Source organism: Streptomyces sp. AM 2-1-1 (assembly GCF_029167645.1).
GTDB lineage: Bacteria > Actinomycetota > Actinomycetes > Streptomycetales > Streptomycetaceae > Streptomyces.
Genome location: NZ_CP119147.1, coordinates 339,949 through 357,083 on the forward strand (window position 1 = coordinate 339,949; position 17,135 = coordinate 357,083).

General features: G+C 71.3%; 12 protein-coding genes and 1 pseudogene. 9 read left to right on the top strand and 4 right to left on the bottom strand.

Annotated elements, in window-relative coordinates:
• Nucleotides 1-100: 100 nt before the first annotated feature.
• The 9 genes and pseudogenes from PZB77_RS01485 (at nucleotide 101) to PZB77_RS01525 (ending at nucleotide 8,846) form a co-directional block, all read left to right on the top strand.
• Nucleotides 101-1,138 carry an NADP-dependent oxidoreductase gene (locus PZB77_RS01485; RefSeq protein WP_275495877.1) on the top strand — a complete coding sequence of 346 codons (1,038 nt, stop codon included), beginning with the start codon at nucleotides 101-103 and terminating at the stop codon, nucleotides 1,136-1,138.
• Nucleotides 1,139-2,027: 889 nt separating this feature from the next.
• Nucleotides 2,028-3,344: pseudogene (locus tag PZB77_RS01490) on the top strand (MFS transporter); the annotation flags it as partial.
• Between the two features lie 232 nt (nucleotides 3,345-3,576).
• Nucleotides 3,577-4,464: a Rieske (2Fe-2S) protein gene (locus PZB77_RS01495; protein WP_275490680.1), complete on the top strand. Its 888-nt coding sequence runs from the start codon at nucleotides 3,577-3,579 to the stop codon at nucleotides 4,462-4,464.
• Between the two features lie 453 nt (nucleotides 4,465-4,917).
• Complete coding sequence (locus PZB77_RS01500) at nucleotides 4,918-5,055, top strand: hypothetical protein (protein WP_275490681.1); 138 nt, start codon at nucleotides 4,918-4,920, stop codon at nucleotides 5,053-5,055.
• Nucleotides 5,056-5,194: 139 nt separating this feature from the next.
• Nucleotides 5,195-6,019, top strand: coding sequence for an MBL fold metallo-hydrolase (locus tag PZB77_RS01505; protein ID WP_275490682.1), 825 nt, complete (start codon nucleotides 5,195-5,197; stop codon nucleotides 6,017-6,019).
• Nucleotides 5,988-6,230, top strand: coding sequence for a hypothetical protein (locus tag PZB77_RS01510; RefSeq protein ID WP_275490683.1), 243 nt, complete (start codon nucleotides 5,988-5,990; stop codon nucleotides 6,228-6,230). Before PZB77_RS01505 ends, PZB77_RS01510 begins: the two co-directional genes overlap by 32 nt.
• A gap of 80 nt (nucleotides 6,231-6,310) precedes the next feature.
• Nucleotides 6,311-6,460, top strand: a complete 150-nt coding sequence (locus PZB77_RS01515; RefSeq protein WP_275490684.1) for a hypothetical protein — start codon at nucleotides 6,311-6,313, stop codon at nucleotides 6,458-6,460.
• A 237-nt stretch (nucleotides 6,461-6,697) separates the two neighbouring features.
• Nucleotides 6,698-7,381: a LysE family translocator gene (locus PZB77_RS01520; protein ID WP_275490685.1), complete on the top strand. Its 684-nt coding sequence runs from the start codon at nucleotides 6,698-6,700 to the stop codon at nucleotides 7,379-7,381.
• A gap of 202 nt (nucleotides 7,382-7,583) precedes the next feature.
• Nucleotides 7,584-8,846 (top strand): DUF6357 family protein, encoded by a 1,263-nt coding sequence (locus tag PZB77_RS01525; RefSeq protein WP_275490686.1) that lies wholly within the window; start codon nucleotides 7,584-7,586, stop codon nucleotides 8,844-8,846.
• A 212-nt stretch (nucleotides 8,847-9,058) separates the two neighbouring features.
• Here PZB77_RS01525 and PZB77_RS01530 read toward each other — a convergent pair whose 3' ends face one another.
• The 4 genes from PZB77_RS01530 to PZB77_RS01545 form a co-directional block, all read right to left on the bottom strand.
• Complete coding sequence (locus tag PZB77_RS01530) at nucleotides 9,059-10,351, bottom strand: ABC transporter substrate-binding protein (RefSeq protein ID WP_275490687.1); 1,293 nt, start codon at nucleotides 10,349-10,351, stop codon at nucleotides 9,059-9,061.
• Nucleotides 10,352-10,586: 235 nt separating this feature from the next.
• Nucleotides 10,587-13,064: a glycoside hydrolase family 3 C-terminal domain-containing protein gene (locus PZB77_RS01535; protein WP_275490688.1), complete on the bottom strand. Its 2,478-nt coding sequence runs from the start codon at nucleotides 13,062-13,064 to the stop codon at nucleotides 10,587-10,589.
• Between the two features lie 510 nt (nucleotides 13,065-13,574).
• Nucleotides 13,575-16,175: an alpha-L-rhamnosidase gene (locus tag PZB77_RS01540; protein WP_275490689.1), complete on the bottom strand. Its 2,601-nt coding sequence runs from the start codon at nucleotides 16,173-16,175 to the stop codon at nucleotides 13,575-13,577.
• A 50-nt stretch (nucleotides 16,176-16,225) separates the two neighbouring features.
• Nucleotides 16,226-17,134 carry a carbohydrate ABC transporter permease gene (locus PZB77_RS01545; protein ID WP_275490690.1) on the bottom strand — a complete coding sequence of 303 codons (909 nt, stop codon included), beginning with the start codon at nucleotides 17,132-17,134 and terminating at the stop codon, nucleotides 16,226-16,228.
• Nucleotide 17,135 lies beyond the last annotated feature (1 nt).

Consider the following 17,135-nt stretch of genomic DNA (forward strand, 5'->3'; position numbering starts at 1 on the left):
GGGTGTCCCGTCTGCTTCTATGAGGACCCTTCATGGATCAGCTCGTTCCATGAGCGCAACCCTCTCCCCGGTCTCCGCATTCCTCCGTACGGTCACCGTCATGACCGAGACCGCGCTCACCGTGCACCAGACCGCCCGCCCCCACGGCTTCCCCACCCCGGGCCACTTCACCTTCGTCGAGTCTCCGATGCCGGCGCCTCTGCCCGGAACGGCGCTGGTGGAGAACCTCTTCTGGTCGGTGGACCCCTACCACCGCGAAATGATGGACGCGGACTTCGCTCTGAACGCTCCCCTGGAGGGCCGCACCATCGGCCGGGTCGTGGAGTCCCGCCATCCGGCGTTCGACGAGGGCCAGATCGTCTTCCACCGACAGGGCTGGCGCACCCACAGCGTCGTCTCTCCCGAAGAGGCGCGTGCTGTCCCCCACTTCGACGGCGTACCCCTCTCCGCACACCTGAGCATCCTCGGCGGCACCGGCCTGACCGCCTACGTCGGCCTGACCCGCATCGCCGAGTTCCGCGAGGGGCAGGACCTGTTCGTCTCGGCCGCTGCCGGCGGCGTGGGCACGGCCACCGGCCGACTCGCCCGGCTGATGGGCGCGGGGCGGCTGGTCGGCAGCACCGGCAAACCGGAGAAAGCCGCCTACCTCACGGAACACGTCGGCTACGACCAGGTCTTCGACTACCACTCAGGACCGGCGGCCGAGCTGCTCGCCGACGCGGCACCCGACGGAATCGACCTCTACGTGGACAATGTAGGCGGCGAACACCTCGAAGCGGCGATCTCCTCGCTGCGTGAGTACGGGCGGATCGTGCGGATCGGCACCATCGCCCAGTACAACAGCACCGGCGCGCCCTACGCCCTGCGCAACCTTCCCGACATCGTGGAGAAGAGCCTGCGCATGGAGGGCTTCCTCGTTCGCAACTACCGCGACGTGCAGGACGAGTTGTACGAGTTCGTGGTGCCGCACCTGCAGAGTGGACGCATCCTGCTCGACGAGAACGTGATCGACGGCTTCGGCGGCATCGTGAACGGGTTCCTGGGGATGCTGCGGGGCGAGAACCAGGGCAAGGTCATCGTACGAGCGGCCGGGACGGACGTCCGAGGCCCAGGCTGCCGCGCTCGTTCGTTCCTCTGACGCTCCTCTGACGCCGAAATCGGCCGACTGCCATGCCGGACGGACCCGCTGGATCCGGGTTGCGCGCGTGGGGGGAGGTGGTGAAGCGATTGCCCTCGCGTGCGGCGAGCGCGGTCCGGGTGAGCACGCCGGGCAGCTGCTGCTCACCGACGCCGGGAGCGGTGCGTGGCCGGCCGCCCCGTCCCTCAAGCATCTGGCCCACGCCGCGACCCTCTCCGCGAGGCTGCTGTGCGAGAGCCCGTAGCGGTTGCGCCCGGACAGATCCGGGGGTGGGGTGACGTTCGGTGACCGCCGGGCCACTCGTGCCGTGCGCGGCCCTCTGCGCCATTCCGGTGTACCGCAGCCGCCCCGGTGCGTGCTCCGTCGGGGGGAGACCCTCAGTGCGGTGGGGCGGCGGGTGGGCTCCCGCCGGGCCCCGGCCCGGGTTCCGGCGCCAAGCCCTCCCCATCCGGCCACTCACCCGCCTGCTGCCGTCGCCCCGGCAAGACGTCGGCGTCACGGTCGGTCACGAGGTGTGCACCGGGATTCCGAGGCCCCGTGTGAGGAACGCCACCGGGTCCCCGAGTCCTCTGGCAGGAAGCGGAGTTGGGGTCGCTCGGCGGTCGGTGCGGGCGGTCGTCCGGCCGGTGCGTTTCCCCCACGGGGAAGCGTTTGTGAAGATGAGGTGCGCCGGACGGCAGGCCCGACCCCCGAGGGTCCCCGCCCTTCCCGGCATCCAGGACCTCACTTCGCCGCTCCGCAGGGGCCGCCGTGTGTCTTGCTCCCGGCCCCCTCCGAGAGGTGCTGCGCTGTGCCCGCGCCCCATGTCCACGTCCAGTCGGCCGCCACCGGCCGCCCTTTCGCACGCCGTTTCGCCGGTCACGCGCCGCGTCGCCGGCGCGGCGGAAGCAGCCCCTGGCGCTGTCTGCGCACCCCGAGCATGCGCCGATGGTCCGCCGCCAACCTGGTGTCGAACACCGGTACGTGGATGCAGTTGACCGTGCAGAACCTGCTGGTTCTCCAGGTCACGGGTTCCGCCGCCGCCACCGGCCTCTCCCTGGCCGTGCAGGCGGCACCCGGCCTGCTGCTCGGTGTCTTCGGTGGCGCGGCCGTCGACCGGTGGCCCCGTAAGGTCACCGCGGCCGTGAGCCAGGGCGTACTCGGGCTGGTCGCCTTCTCCACGGCGGCCCTGATCGGCCTCGACCTGCTCAGCATGCCCGTCCTGCTCCTCCTCGCCGCGGTCACCGGCGTCGTGAACACCATCGACGGGCCCGCCACGGCGCTGCTCGGCAACGACTTGGTGCCGGAGAAGGACCTCCCCTCCGCGATCTCGCTGGGCTCGATGGTGCACAGTGCGGGGCGGCTCACCGGGACGGCGCTGGCCGCCGTGGCGGTCGGGACGCTGGGCGCGTCGTCGGCCTACCTGGCGAACGGGATCTCCTTCCTGGTGGTCGCCGCGGTCATCCCCACGCTCAGGCCCGCGGCACGCGCCCGGCCCGTGCAGGAGGGCGAGACCCCCGCCATTGGGGAGGGCGTACGCCGCGCACCGGGCGACGTGGTGCCCGCGGGCGCGCGTGCCGGCCTGAGCTATTTCCTGAGCCGCCCCCGGCTGGTGGCGCTGGCGGGGATCACCGGACTCAGTTCCGTCTTCGGACGCAACTACCAGTTGACCCTGGCCGTCCTGGTGGTCGGGCCGTTGCACGCCCGGGAGAGCGACTTCGGACTGGTCTCCACGGTGCTGGCCGTGGGGGGCGTCCTCGGCGCGCTCCTGGCCGGCCGGCTGCTCCGTCCGACGGTACGGATGGTCGGTGCCATGGCCGCCTGCGGAGGGTTGCTGCAGGCCGCCGCCGGCATGTCCCCCGGGCTCGTCGTCCTCGTCCTGCTGATCATTCCCATGGCCGTCGTGGAGTCCGTCTCCGACACGGCGGGTGCGACGGTGCTGCAGACCGGCTCGTCACCGGAGATGCGCGGCCGGGTCCTGGGCGTCTGGCGGACCGCGGGAACCGCGTGGGGGCTGGCCGGTCCGCCGTTGCTGGGTCTGCTGATGGAGTTCGCGGGCGTCCGTACGGCCCTCGTCGCCGGGGGTCTGCTGATCGCCGGAGCCATCGGCGCCGGTGGGCTGCGCCACGGTGGTCGAACGAGGAGCGGGAAGGTCCGGCCGCCGGCCCCGGTGCTCGTGGTGCCGTCGGCCCCGCGGGCAGCCCCGGCGCTCTCCCAGGCCTCCTGAAACCGGGCGGCAGTCGCGCAGGCCCGCCCGGTGCGGCCGCCGGAGTGCGCCGGGCGGGCAATCGCATGACAACCGAGCACGACCGTTTCCAGGTCCTTCAAACGGATACCTGGCACCCATGAACGAAAAAGAACCGGATGACGCACCTCGCGCCGCCACACAAGGAACAGCCGTACGAGCGATGAGGCGCCTGCGGCCCTCACCTGCGGGGCCGGGTGCGGTCCTCCGGGCCATGGACCGACTGGAGCACACCACCGCGCTGGACGGTGCCATCGACCTGGTCCAGGAGAAGGTCCGGGCCCTGCCCCTGGGCTCGCTGCGCGACACACTGCACGGACGCTGGCTGGGCCACCCCGTGCACCCCCTGCTGGTCCAGGTCCCGCTCGGCAGTTGGCTCTCGGCAGCGGTGCTCGACCTGCTTCCCGGACAGCGCAGGGCGGCCTGTGCCCTCATCGGCGTGGGCCTCGGCGCCGCGGGGCCGGCCGCTCTGGCCGGCTGGGTGGACTGGGCGGAGCTGCAGAGCCGCCAGCGTCGTGTCGGGTTCGTGCACGCGGCGGCGAACGTCACGGCGGTCGCTCTCTACGCCGGATCGTTCGCCGCGCGGCTACGGGGGCGCACCGCTCTCGGCAAGGCGCTGGGCCTCGCGGGGCTCTCGGTCGTGAGCGTCGGTGGGGCTGTGGGTGGCCACCTGGCGTACCGGCAGGCTTCGGGGGCCAACCATGCCGAAGCGGTGCAGGACCTGGTGCAGCCGGGCTGGCACGAGGTCGGTGCGGTCGCGGACTTCCCGGTCGGTGAGCCGGTACGCCGGTTCGTCGACAACGTGCCCGTCGTCCTGGTGCGGGAGCAGGGTGGACAGCTGCACGCCCTCGCCGACATGTGCAGCCACCTGGGAGGCCCGCTCTCCGACGGCGAGGTCGAGGACGGGTGCGTGCGGTGTCCCTGGCACGGCAGTGTCTTCCGTCTCTCCGACGGCTGGAACGTCCAGGGCCCGGCGACCGCGCCGCAGCCCGCCTTCGACACGCGCATCGTCGACGGCCGCGTGGAGACCCGACTGCGCGGCCAGGATGCCGAGGTCGGCGGGGAATCCGACCCCGGTCCGGTGTCGCACAGCGGCGCGTAGCCCGGGCGGGGACGGCGGATGCGCCGGGACGACATTACGGCGGGACGCCGAGTCGGGGAACGCCACGGAGCCGTGTCCCCCGCCCGTCACCACCCTCGGTGTCGCTCTCCGTCGTCGCTGATCGGCCCGTGACGAATCTGGTCACGGGGTCCGGCTCGCCGGGCACGGTGGCCGGGTGCAGGCTTGAGAGGAGGACGGGGGAGGGCGGGGGTGCCGCGGGTCGTGGTGCACCGGCCGTCCGCGCCGCACGGTGGGCTGCCGGTCATCGCCCCGTTCTTCCGTCGCTGACGGCCCCGGGTTCCCGGGTGGCGCCTGTGGGCCGTGATCCGCCCTTGCTCGTCGAAGCCGCGGGCCCCACCACCCCGCGACCGGGAAGTGGCGGGAAGGGCCGGCAGCCCCTTCCGTGCCCCCGCGCACACACCCACGTTCGTCAACCACACGAAGGAGAACAACATGAGTGGGAACACCCCCGGCCAGGCCGAAGGCGAGAGGGACGACGAGACCGCCGACGGCGGCGTGCAGGACGACCCCACCAGCGCCACGCCCTCCCAGGCCGAAGGCGAGAGGGACGACGAAGAGGATGAGGAGTGACGGAGCAGCGGAAGCTCCTGACGACCGGCTCCGGGCCCCGTACCAGCGACAGCCGTATCCGGCCTTCTGCGGATGAGCGGTTCGTGCCGGTGGCCCGTACGTAACGTCCGATCAGCCGCAACCGCAGGAGGCGGTCACCATGCCCGGCATCCCGTCGGCGGACCAGGTGGACATCACCTTCATCGGCAACGCCACTCTCCTCGTACGGTACGGCCCCCTGACCCTGCTCACCGATCCGAACTTCCTGCACCGCGGGGAGAGGGCGTACCTCGGCAACGGACTCTCGTCCCGTCGGCTGCACGATCCGGCGATGGAGCTGTCCGACCTTCCGAGCCTGGACGCGGTCGTACTCTCCCACCTGCACGGTGACCACTGGGACCGGCGGGCCCGGAGAGGGCTGCGCAGAGACCTGCCGATCCTCACCACACCGCACGCGTCGCGCCGCCTCCAAGGCCTGCACGGTTTCTCCCGTGCGGTGGGGCTACGGACCTGGCAGTCCCAGACGGTCGTCCGGGAGGGCCGGCGGGTGCGGGTGACGGCCCTCCCCGGCCGGCACGGACCGAAAGGGGCCCACAGGCTGCTGCCACCGGTCATGGGCAGCATGTGGGAGTTCGGGGCCGTGGAGAGCGAACCGGTGCAGCGCCTCTACGTCACGGGGGACACCCTCATGTTCCCGGGCATCCGGGAGATCGCACGCCGCTACCCGGATGTGGGACTGGCGGTTCTCCACCTCGGCGGGACCACTCTGCCCGGCGGTCTGCTGGTGACCATGAACGGCCGGCAGGGGGCCGAACTCGTCCGGACGCTCCAGCCCCGCACGGTGCTGCCCGTCCACTACGAGGAGTACGGGGTCATGCGGTCCCCGCTCTCCGACTTTCTGGCGGAAGCCGTCAGGGAGGGGTTCGCGGACCGGGTCGTGCGCTGTGAGCGGGGTGAGCGCTTCACCTGGGGAGATACCGGGTGACCTGACGTCGCTCGCGCGCGTTCCCCTCTCGTCGCCCGGCGCTCTCAGGGAGCGCATCTACGCCTTGCCGGCCGTGCTGGCCGTGCTGGCCGTGCTGGCCGTGCTGGTGGGCCTGGCGCAGGGCGGACCCGCAGGTGGTCCGGTCGCCCACGGGCGCCGGCCCACCGGGCGCGAGGTGCGCCACGCCCTGTCACCAGCAACCCCCTGCTGACGAGCGCCGTCGGACCGGTGCTGTTGATCGTCCGGTCCGCGGCCGGAGCGATGGAGTCCCGAACCGCTCTCCGGATTTCCGTGGGCAGCGACGTCGCGGCCCTTGCCGGGTGGGGCTTCGCCGGCGGACGGCGTGTCCGGGACAACCGTCTGCACGCCGTGGTGACGGCCGTGCTCAACGCCGTGATCGGTGCGGGAGTGGTCAGCGTGAAACGGCTCGCCGGCCACTGACGGGCGGATACGGCTCGGGACATGCGTGCTCGTGTGCCTGCCGCGGTCGGTCGGCGGGTACCAGATGCCCATGATTCACACCGACGCGCCCCTCGTGCGACATCCGGGGACTGAGGGTTCTCACGCATGTCCGGGTGGGTGCGCCCTGGGGTGTGTGCGAGGCGGCCCGACCGGGTCCGGGTGCTCCGGGGGCCCGCTCTGCCGCACCGGTCCCGGGGACGGACGGGCGGAGAGCTGATGTCGGTCGACCTGGCCGGTTTCCTCGGCGTGGTGCTGGTGGCGTACGTGGTGCCGGGTCCGGACTTCCTCGTGGTGGTGCGCTCCGCCACCGAGCACCCGGCGAAGGGGCGGGCGGCGGGGTTGGGCGCGCAGACGGGGCTGTGCGTACACATGCTGGCGGCAGCCGTCGGCCTGTCCGTGGTCGCCACCCGCTCGCCCCTGGTCTACGAGGCGATCAAACTCACGGGTGCGGCCTATCTGCTCTACCTCGGGGTCCGTGCGGTGCTCACTGCCCGCCGGGCCGCCCGGGAGCGGAAGAGGGACGGCGGGGAAGGGAACGGCGTGGACCACGGGTCCCGCGATCCGGCCGGGACGCCGGCCGAGGAGAGCGGACACGCCGCGTCCCGCTGGCGCTCCGGCTTCACCCAGGGGCTCCTGACGAACGTCCTCAACCCCAAGGCCGCGCTGTTCTTCCTCAGCATCCTGCCGCAGTTCGTCGACGACGGCGGATCCATGACCCGGCAGATCTTCTTCCTCGGCATCCTGGACATCCTCATCGGCGTGGCCTACTGGTTCGCCCTGGTCGTCGTCGCCGCGAGGCTGCGCTCGCTGCTCGCCCGGCCCACGATCCGCCACCGCTGGGAACTGACGACCGGCTGGCTCTTCATCGTCATCGGCATCTCGGTCGCAGCCCTGGCCTGAGCCGGGACGGTCCGGTGAGCCAGGACGTCCCCGTCCCGTCGCCGGCGTGAGGGCCGCTGCCAGGAGAGTCTGGATCGCCTGGTCCCACGTCGACCGTGACGAACCCGCTCGCTGCGGGCCGGCAGGGGTACGCGCGGAAGCGGCCGGTCGGACAGGTGAGGGCGGATCCGGTCGGCTCCCTCCCATGGGGAAGACTGGTTCCATGAGAGACATCGTTTTCACGCGGCGGAGCGGCTGGATACCGAACGTGGTCCGTGAAGACGGTGAGCTGAAGCTGATGATCGGTGCCGGGGCCGATGCCAACCACGAGCCCCGCACGTTCACGTTCCCGATCGGGGAAGCCCATCTCGCGGTGATCCGGACGGACTTGACCAGACACCTGTTGCTGTGGAGCGCGGTCCTTCCGCTGTGCGACGCGGCCGGGACCCGGGGCCGGCTCGACGAGGACGCCGCCGTCGCGCTCCTGGACCCGATCCTCCTCTCCTCGCCTGCGGACGTCGACGCGCTCTTCGGGCGCATCGAGTGGGACAGGGGTCGACTCGTCGCCCACGGAGCTGACATCGATGCGCTCGATCGCGGTCAGGTCTGCGTGGCGATGCGCGCGGCGACCGAGACCTCCGACACGAAACGGGCTCAGGAGGACCACGCCCAGCGCCGTCGCGCCGAGCGTGGAACGGTACTCGGTCCCCTGGACGCCGCGGTCCTGCGGTACACGGGCCAGTATCTGCACGGCGCGACGGTACCCAGGCGGATACCCGACGCCGTCGACCCCGCCCTGCTGCCCGAGGTCGTGCGGGTGATCGCGGCTGCGGAGCAGGCGTGCGCCGGGATGCGGATCAGCCGCGATCCGCGACGGGGCAAGCGCGCCACCGACAAGCGTGACTGGAATCGGATGGCGACGACGGTCGACGCGGCCGTGCGCGGTGCGCACCCGGAACTCGGCGACGACGCGGTCCGCTCCGTGACCTCCCTGATGTGCTCGGAGGCCGCGGACCGCTCCAGGAACGCGCCCATGGACGATGACGAGGAGGCTGACGGCGGCCCCGTCGGCAGCGGCGGGAACGTGAGGAAGACGGCCCTGTCGTTCACCGATGACAAGGGCGTCGAGAAGAAGTGGCTCTCGGGTCACGCCCGCACCGCCACCGCGGAGTTCTGGGAGTTCGTCGGCGAGCGCTCCGCCGGGGACAACGAAGTGTTTACCATCGAGGACGAGGAGAGGGGCGAAGGGATCCAACTCCACTTCTACGCCGACTCGATCGCCCGGGTCACCACGGTGCGCGCGGGCGAGGACGGCGCGGATCCGGAGTACCGGGTCGAGTACGGCCTGGTCGACGGGATCGGCGGGTACCGGACCCTGGTGGGCGCCTTTGTCCGCGGCGGTTGCGCCGCGCTGGGAGAGCACGGCCCCTGGATGGCGGACGTCGCCGAGTTCGAGCGCGCACGCCGACGGCGCGGCACCGTGTAGACGGCTGCCCACTCGGACCGGACAGCAGTTCGGCGCCGAGAGCGGGTGCCGTTCGGGCCACGGGAACCTCAGGGCCGGCAACACCGCCCGCGTGGTCCTCACCGGCTTCCCCTGACGCACGCCTCGCGGCCTGCGGTCCTGCTGCCGTCCGGGAGACCGGCGGCAGCGGGACCCGGCCTCCGCCCATCCGCCAGGAAGTGCGGAGAGAGCCCTCATGAGTCGGAGGCGTACGCGCGGTCCAGGGCGGCCAGGGCTGCTTCGACCGTGGTGCGGCCGGCGAAGAGCGACGCTATCTGCGCGAAGTGCTCTTCCTGGACGCCCGGGTGGGGCCAGAGTTGGTCCATGAACGGCACGGCCTTTCCCGCCCGTTGCTGCTCCGCCGTCGCGGCCAGTGCGGGCCGGACGTCGAAATCGTCGTTCGGGATGGCCGGCAAGGTGGCCCCGGCGCGGTTGTAGGCGTTCTGCCCGGCGGCCGAGCCGAGGAAGTCCGCGAACGCCAGGGCGGCCTTCATGTGCTCGGCTTTCGCGTTCACCCCGTAGGCCGCGGAGATGGCGGCCGGCATGCGGGTGCGCGACGGCGCGTTCCCGGCGGGCAGGACGAATATGCCCAGCTCCAGTCCGGGAGAGCGTGCTTGGATCTCGGACAGGCTGCTTGCGACCTGCACGACGCCCACGGCCCTGTTCTCGGCCACGTCGGCGACGGTGTCCTCGTAGGTGGTACCGAGGGGGTCATCGGAGAAGCAGCCCTCGTCGTTCATCGTCAGGTACTTCTCGAAGGCGGTTTTCCAGCCGGAGGCCGCGAAGGTCGCGTCCCCGTCCCTCATCTTCTGGTCGAAGTCCGGGGACGTGCCGTACACGGTGGTGGCGGCGAGGGCGTAGCTGACCAGTTGGGTGACCCAGGGGGTCTTGTTGCCCAGCGCCAGCAGGGTGGTTCCCTTCTCCCGCGCCCGATGGCACAGGCCGATCAGTTGGTCCCAGGTCGTCGGAGTGTCGGCGCCGATCGCGGCGAGAGCGCTCTTGGAGTAGATGACGCCGATGCCGCTGTAGTTGGCCGGCACGGCGAAGGTGTGGTACTTGAACTGAACGACCGAGGCGGCGTCGTGGGGAAGGTCCACGGCGAACCGGCGCGCACTGAGGTCGTGGAGCCGGCCGTCCGCCTGCAGACGCATCACCGAAGCCGGGTTCCCGTTGCCCGGCCACACCGTGAAGACGTCGGGGCCGTCACCCGAGGCGAGTCGGGTGGGGAGGCTCTTCTGGAGCTGATCCGTTTCGGCGTAGGTCACGGACAGCTCGACATCCGGTTCGAGCGTGCCGAAGGCAGCGACCACCGCGTCCATGGAGGCGCGGTCGGTGACGTTGGCGGTGATCCGCAGGGTGTCGTCGCCCGCGCCGACGTCGCTGCCGCACGCGGATAGCGGGCCGACGAGGGCGACGGCGACGACTGCCGCGGTACGGCGACGCGCCCCGCGTCGTGCGGCGGCGCGCGGGGGTGCTGAGGAGGACATGGGAACGCTCCGTGCCGGGGATCGGATCGAGGAAGAGGGACGGGTCACACGGTGCCGTGGGTCACCGGCGCGACGAACCGCGGCGGACGGGGCGCGGGACGATGCGCTCCCGCGCCCCACGAGTGGTACGTGCGCCGTGGAATGCGTGCCGGCACCGGTCCGGCGACGTGGCCCGGAGCACGGCCGGGACCCGGGTTCCGGGTGTGGCCGCCTCCGGGCGCCGTGCGGGACGCGGTCAGCCGACGGTCAGGCTCCGCTGTGCCGTCAGTTGGCGGGACGAGCGGGCCGTGGCGAAGGTGTACAGGCCCGGAGCGAGGATCCAGGTGCCCGATTGCCGGACGGACAGGTCCTCCCGCGGGACGGTGAAGGTCAGCCGTCGTGAACCCGCGGGGTCCAGCGTGACCTTGCGGAAGGCGACCAGCCGGCGGGGTTCCGCTGCTGCCGAGGCCGGCAGGGTGGCGTAGACCTGCACGACTTCCGTGCCCCTGCGTGGACCGGTGTTGGTGACCGTCACGGAGAGGGTGACGTCTCCCCCGGCCTGGTCCTGGGCCACCGCCAGGGAGCCGTGGGCGAAGGAGGTGTAGGAGAGGCCGTGACCGAAGGGGAAGCGTGGTTGCTGCCCCGCGGCGTCGTAGTAGCGGTATCCGACGGAGATGCCCTCCGCGAAGGAGACCGTGCCGTTCGTGCCCGGGTAGGTCGCCGGGGTGGTGCCGGGACCTTGAGTCGCGTCGGTGGGGAAGGTGACGGGAAGGCGGCCGGAGGGGTCGCTGTCACCGAAGAGGACGGCGGCGAGGGCGGTACCCATACCCCGTCCCCCGTACCAGAGTTGGATGACGGCCTCCACCTCGTTCAGCCAGGGGGTGGCCACCGGACCGTCGGTGTTGAGGACGACGATCGTGCGCGGGTTCACGGCCGCCACGGCGCTGATGAGCTGGTTCTGGTCGCCCGGTAGGTCGAGTCGTGCGTGGTCCATGGCCTCGCCGGAGACCCGGTTGACGAAGACCACGGCGGCGTCGGCCGCTCGCGCCGCGGTGACCGCGGCGGGGAGGAGGGAGTCGGGTTGCCAGCCCAGGGTCAGGCCGCAGGTGCCGGCCTCGGCGGTGGCGTTGGTGTAGGTCAGTTCGATGCTCACCGCACGGCCCGCGGTCAGTTGGGCGGTCCCCTGGAGCGGGTAGTCGAACGGTCCGAGGAAGAAGCGGCGCATCTGCCGGGTGCCGGAGACGACCTCGCTGCCGTTGATCTTCAGGGTGGCCGTACCGGCGGGCAGCAGGGAGAAGCGGTGCAGGCCGGTGGTGGTCGGTAGGAGGGTGCCGGTCCACTTGGCGGACCAGACGGCGGGCAGATTCGCCGCGGGTGCGCTGGTGAAGTCGACCACGGTGTCGGTCCTGGTCAGCACCGGAGACCCGGTGGGGTCGGCGCCCGCGAAGTACGCGGCGGTGAGGCCGGCTTTGCCCGCGTTGTCGCGCACCACCGTCGAGGGGACCACGGCCAGCGGCAGGTCGCCCTTGGTGCCCTGGGCACGGGTGACCGTGACGGAGCTTCCGGCCCGCGCACGGATGGCCTGGAGTGGGGTGGCCCACGTACCGGGATCGACGTAGCTGGACCCGCCGACGCCGGTCAGCGCGTCGGTGTCGGCGGGACCGATGACGGCGAGCGACTTCACCGAGGCGGTCAGCGGCAGGGCGGAGGAACGGTTGGCGAGCAGGACCGTGGAGGCGATCACGGCCTCGTGGGCGAGGTCCCGGTGTTCCTGGGTGCTGACATCACCCGCCGGGGCGGGGACGGGATGGTCGAAGAGGCCGTTCGCGAACATCGAGACGAGGACGCGGCGGGCTGCGTCGTGCAGTCGCGCGGCCGGTATCGCGCCTCCGGTGAGTCCACCCTGGGGAACCGTCACCGCGCCGGGGCCGAGCCCGGCGAGGTCCATGCCCGCCCGTGCGGCGGCGACCTGGTCGTCGCCGGCCCAGAAGTCCGGCACCGTGTAGCCCTGGAGGCCGATACCTCTTTTGAGGTCGTCGAACAGGGCGGGGTTCTGCGTCGCGAAGGTGCCGTTGACCTTCGGGTAGGACATCATCACCGACGTCGTCGGCGCGGCGGCGATCACGTGGCGGAAGGGCGCCTCGTAGATCTCGTGGAGGGGGCGGTCCGCCACCTCGGTGTCGGTGAAGAACCGGTTGGTCTCCTGCGTGTAGGCCGCGAAGTGCTTCACGGTGGCGACCACCTGCCGGCTCTGCATGCCGACCGTGACGGCGGCTCCCAGGCGGCCGGCGAGCAGCGGGTCCTCCCCCATGCCCTCGGACTGGCGACCGGAATGCCAGGTCCGCGTCACGTCCACGGTCGGCCCCAGCAGGTTGTTGTACCCCTTGCCCCTGCCCTCGGCGCCGATCGCCCGGCCGATCCGGCCGGTGAGCTCCTCGTCGAAGGTCGCCGCCTGCGCGACGGGTACGGGGAAGGCCGTCACCCCCTTCTCGCCCCGGAGGCCGGCGGACGCGTCGACCATGGTCAGGGCGGGGATGCCCAGGTGGGCCAGGGCCGCGAAGTCGCAACGTACGAGGGCCTCCTTCTCGGAGGCCGTCATCCTGGCCAGCAGGGCGTCGGCCCGGTCCTGCGGGGCGGAGTCCGTCATGCCCACCGCCTGACCGCTCATGGCCGGGACCATGGCGACGGCCAACGCGGTGAAGGTGGCGGCAGAGAGGAATGTTCTTCTGTTCACAGCGGCTCTCCGGATACGTGTGGACGGCTGCTCGATATTCCGTCACGGGGGGAAATGGGGGCCACCCAAGAGGTCAGGCTCCTGGGCGGCCCCGGCTGACGGGAAACGCGGGCGATTCATGCGCGACACGCATGCACCTGCGTCTTCTTTTCCGCTTCTTTCGAGACAGCCCTGCCGCGTCCTACGGCAGCGATTCTCGCGCATCTCGGCGCCTGCTCGCGAAGCTTCTCACTCAACAGGGGGAAAACTATTGCGCGTTCATCCCTCGGTCAACCCTTCGACAACTCCTCTTCAAAGAAGTCGCTGACCAGCGAAAACGTCTGTCCCACCGAGAGAAGTGAGGTGAAAATTTCAATTCCGCTCCACCGGATATTTCCCGCCATCAGCCCGCTGGATCACCCGCATCCACGGCAGTGATGCCGCATACGCGAAAAAGCCCGCACACCCCGGACTGCCCGGCGCGGGAACTGATCGCGCCGGGCAGTCCGGGGTGGTTACGTCGCGCTTCGTTCACACAGCCACAGCGGAAATCGCGGCACCTTCGAGGACGTGTTCCCCCGGGCCGAGGGAAATCGGCGGACAGCCGGGCAACTCGGCGACGGCCCGGGCTCCTTCGGGAACGGTGCAGCGGGCGGTCAGACCGGTGGCGGTCAGTTCCCAGGAGAGGGCCGCGGTTCCGTACGGGGTCTCGTGGCGGGTGCGGGCCCAGGTGATTCCCCCTCCGGGCCGCGGCCGGAAGGCGATGTCCCGGTAACCGGGACCCGTGGCGGTGATGCCGCCCACGACCCGGTGGAGCCAGTCCGCGACGGCGCCCAGCGCGTAGTGGTTGAAGGAGGTCATGCCTCCCGGGTTGAGGCTGCCGTCGGGCCGCAGGCTGTCCCAGCGTTCCCAGATCGTGGTCGCGCCCTGGGTCACGGTGTAGAGCCACGAGGGGCACTCGGTCTGGAGCAACAACCGGTAGGCGACGTCCAGGTGCCCGGTGTCGGTGAGTGCGTCGCAGATCAGGGGGGTTCCGACGAATCCGGTGGCGATACGGGCGTCGTCCGCGAGGACGAGTTCGGCGAGCCGGTCCCCGGCGTCCCGGCGCTGCTCGGGGGTGAGCAGGTCGAAGGCGATTCCCAGGGCGTAGGCGGTGGGGCTGTCGCTCGTCATGCGGCCGGACGGCAGGACGTACCGGCGGCGGAAGGCTTCCGTCACCTCGGTGGCCAGGGTGGCGTACCGGTCGGAGTCCGCGGCCTTTCCCAACGCGGCGGCGGCTCGTCCGAGGTGGCGGGCGGAGTGGGCGAAGTAGGCCGTGGCGACGAGGTAGCGATCGGTGACGCCGGCCGCCGGGTCCTCCGGCGGGGCGGCGGGGTCGAGCCAGTCACCCAGCTGGAAGCCGGTGTCCCACAGGCGCGTGGGGCCGGCGAGGCGCTCCACCAGGTCGACCCACTTCTTGGCCATGGGGTAGTGGCGGCGGAGGAGTCCGACGTCGCCGAAGCGCTGGTGGAGAGTCCAGGGGGTGAGCACGGCCGCGTCTCCCCAGGCGGCCCCGGGGTGGATCGGCGTCCACATGGGGGCGCCGGGTATGACCGGCACGTACCAGGGGACGGTGCCGTCGGGGAGTTGTTCGAGGCCCACGTCGGTGAGCCAGGAGTCGAGCATGCCCGCGCAGTCGTAGAGGAAGCTCGCGGTGGGGGCGAAGACCTGTATGTCGCCGGTCCAGCCGAGGCGTTCGTCGCGCTGGGGGCAGTCGGTGGGTATGTCGACGAAGTTGCCGCGCGTGCTCCAGACGACGTTCTCGTGCAGTCGGTTGACCAGCGGGTCGCTGCACTCGAACCAGCCGGTACGGCGCATGTCCGTGTGGTACACGCGTGCCGTCACCATGTCGGCGGTCAACTCGCCCGGCCAGCCGGTCACTTCGGCGTAGCGGAAGCCGTGAAGGGTGAAGCGGGGCTCCCAGGTGAGCGGGCCCTCGCCGGAGAGGATGAGGGTGTCGATGGCGTACGCCTCGCGCAGCGGACGGGTTGCCAGTGCGCCCCTTTCCAGTACTTCCGCGTGCCGGAGGACGACGGTGGTGCCGGCCGGCCCGTCGGCCGTGATGCTCAGGCGGCCCACGAGGTTCTGCCCGAAGTCGAGGAGGTGGCGTCCGTCCTCGGTGCGGGTGAGGGAGACCGGGGCGATCTCCTCGGTGCGGCGTACGGGTGGTCCCATGGGCGCGACCAGGGTCGCGGGGTCGCGGCGGCCGGTCCGCACGGGCGTCCACGCGTCGACGGCGGTACGCGCGGCCGACGGGGTGCACCAGTGCGGATCGTGCAGCCGGGCGTCGAAGGTCTCGCCCTCGTAGAGTCCGCTGGTCAGGATCGGACCGGGTGCCGCGGTCCAGGTGCCGTCCGTGGCGATGACGAGTGTGGCGCCGTCCCGGTACCTCACCTCGAGTTGCGCGATGAGCGCCTGGTCGGTGCCGTAGATGTTTCGGGTGCCGCCGTCGAAGCCGTACTTGCCGCGGTACCAGCCGTCGCCGAGCCAGGCGCCGATGGTGTTGGCGCCCTCGGTGAGGTGTTCGGTGACGTCGTGGGTGCGGTAGCGCAGCCGGTGCGGGTAGACGGTCCATCCCGGGGCCAGGGTCTCGTCACCGACCCGGCGGCCGTTGATCTCCGCCTCGTACAGGCCGTGTGCCGATACGTACAGACGGGCGTACGCCACCGGTCGGTCGAGCCGGAAGTCCTTACGGACCCGAGCCGGGCGGCGCTCGGCCTCCGGGTCCTCGTCCCATCCGGCGCCGACGGGCACCGCCTGCCAGTCGGTGGGCGCGAGCAGGCCTGCTTCGACGGCCCGCGGACCGCTCCAGGCCGACGGCTCCGCGGCGTCCGGGGTCCAGACGCGGACCCGGACTTCCGCGCGTTCCCGGGAGGCCAGTGGCTCCCCCGGCCAGGGGACGAGTACGTGGGTGTCGTCGTCGACGCGTCCGGTGCGCCGGACGGTGCCTGCGCGGTCGACTTCCACTTCGTACGCCTGCTGTCGGCCGGATCCTGGCGGCAGTGTCCAGGTGAGGCGGGGGGCGGCGACTCCGACGCCGAGTCCGTCCGGGAGGTGCTCGAAGGACACCGGGGAGGGCTGAGGGGGGTACACGGGAGGACCTTTCTTGCACGTGCGGGAGCGAGCGTGGTGGCGGGCGGGGGTCAGCCCTTGACCGCTCCCGAGGTGAGGCCCTTCATGACCTTCTGGTTGAGGAAGAGGTAGATCAGGAGGGTGCCGAAGACGTTGATGCAGATGGCCGCGAACAGGGGGCCGTACTGCGTGGCACCGAAGTCGCCGGTGAAGTTGAGCAGACCGACCTGGATCGTGCGCAGGTCCTGGTCGTTGGTGAAGGTCAGCGCGATGAGCAGGTCGTTCCAGATGAAGAAGAACTGGACCAGTCCGACCGTGAGCAGGGCGTTGCGGACCATGGGGACGCTGATGGTCCAGAAGGCGCGCAGGATGCCGGCGCCGTCGATGGTGGCGGCTTCGAAGAGTTCGCGGGGGACGGCACGGTAGTACGTGGCCATCATGAAGACGGTCAACGGGAGGCCCGTGCCGGTGTAGGTGAGGATCAGCGGCCACAGCGTGCCCGAGAGGCCGGTCCGGAAGTAGGCGGTGAACAGGGGCAGGAGGATCATCTGCGGGGGCACCATCATGCCGGCGAGGAAGATCAGCAGCGTGAGGCTGCGCCCCTTCCAGACCATGACCTGCAGGGCGAAGCCCGCGGCCGTGCCCAGGAGCAGCATCAGGGCGAGCGCCGGGACGACCGCGAGCAGGCTGTTCTGGATGTACAGCCCGATGTTGCCCGTGGTCCACGCCTCGGAGTAGTTGCCCCATTCCCACGTCGTGGGCAGGCTCCAGGTCGAGTGGTTCAGGTAGTCGTCGTTGGTCTTGAGCGACGTGAAGAACATCCAGATCAAGGGGTACAACTCGACGACCAGGAGCAGTGCGACGACGATCTTCACCCAGAGCCGGCTGCCGGCGCGGCTCTTCCGGCTGCGGGCGGCTCGCGGGGACGCGGCCCGGCCCGGGCGTGCGACGGAGGTCTTCGTGGGGGTCTCGATGGCCATG

Excerpts from the sequence above, each read along its gene's own strand:
- PZB77_RS01485 (WP_275495877.1), top strand. The coding sequence starts at position 101 with ATGACCGAGACCGCGCTCACCGTGCACCAGACCGCCCGCCCCCACGGC.
- PZB77_RS01495 (WP_275490680.1), top strand. The coding sequence starts at position 3,577 with ATGGACCGACTGGAGCACACCACCGCGCTGGACGGTGCCATCGACCTG.
- PZB77_RS01500 (WP_275490681.1), top strand. The coding sequence starts at position 4,918 with ATGAGTGGGAACACCCCCGGCCAGGCCGAAGGCGAGAGGGACGACGAG.
- PZB77_RS01505 (WP_275490682.1), top strand. The coding sequence starts at position 5,195 with ATGCCCGGCATCCCGTCGGCGGACCAGGTGGACATCACCTTCATCGGC.
- PZB77_RS01520 (WP_275490685.1), top strand. The coding sequence starts at position 6,698 with ATGTCGGTCGACCTGGCCGGTTTCCTCGGCGTGGTGCTGGTGGCGTAC.
- PZB77_RS01525 (WP_275490686.1), top strand. The coding sequence starts at position 7,584 with ATGAGAGACATCGTTTTCACGCGGCGGAGCGGCTGGATACCGAACGTG.
- PZB77_RS01530 (WP_275490687.1), bottom strand. The coding sequence starts at position 10,351 with ATGTCCTCCTCAGCACCCCCGCGCGCCGCCGCACGACGCGGGGCGCGT.
- PZB77_RS01545 (WP_275490690.1), bottom strand. The coding sequence starts at position 17,134 with ATGGCCATCGAGACCCCCACGAAGACCTCCGTCGCACGCCCGGGCCGG.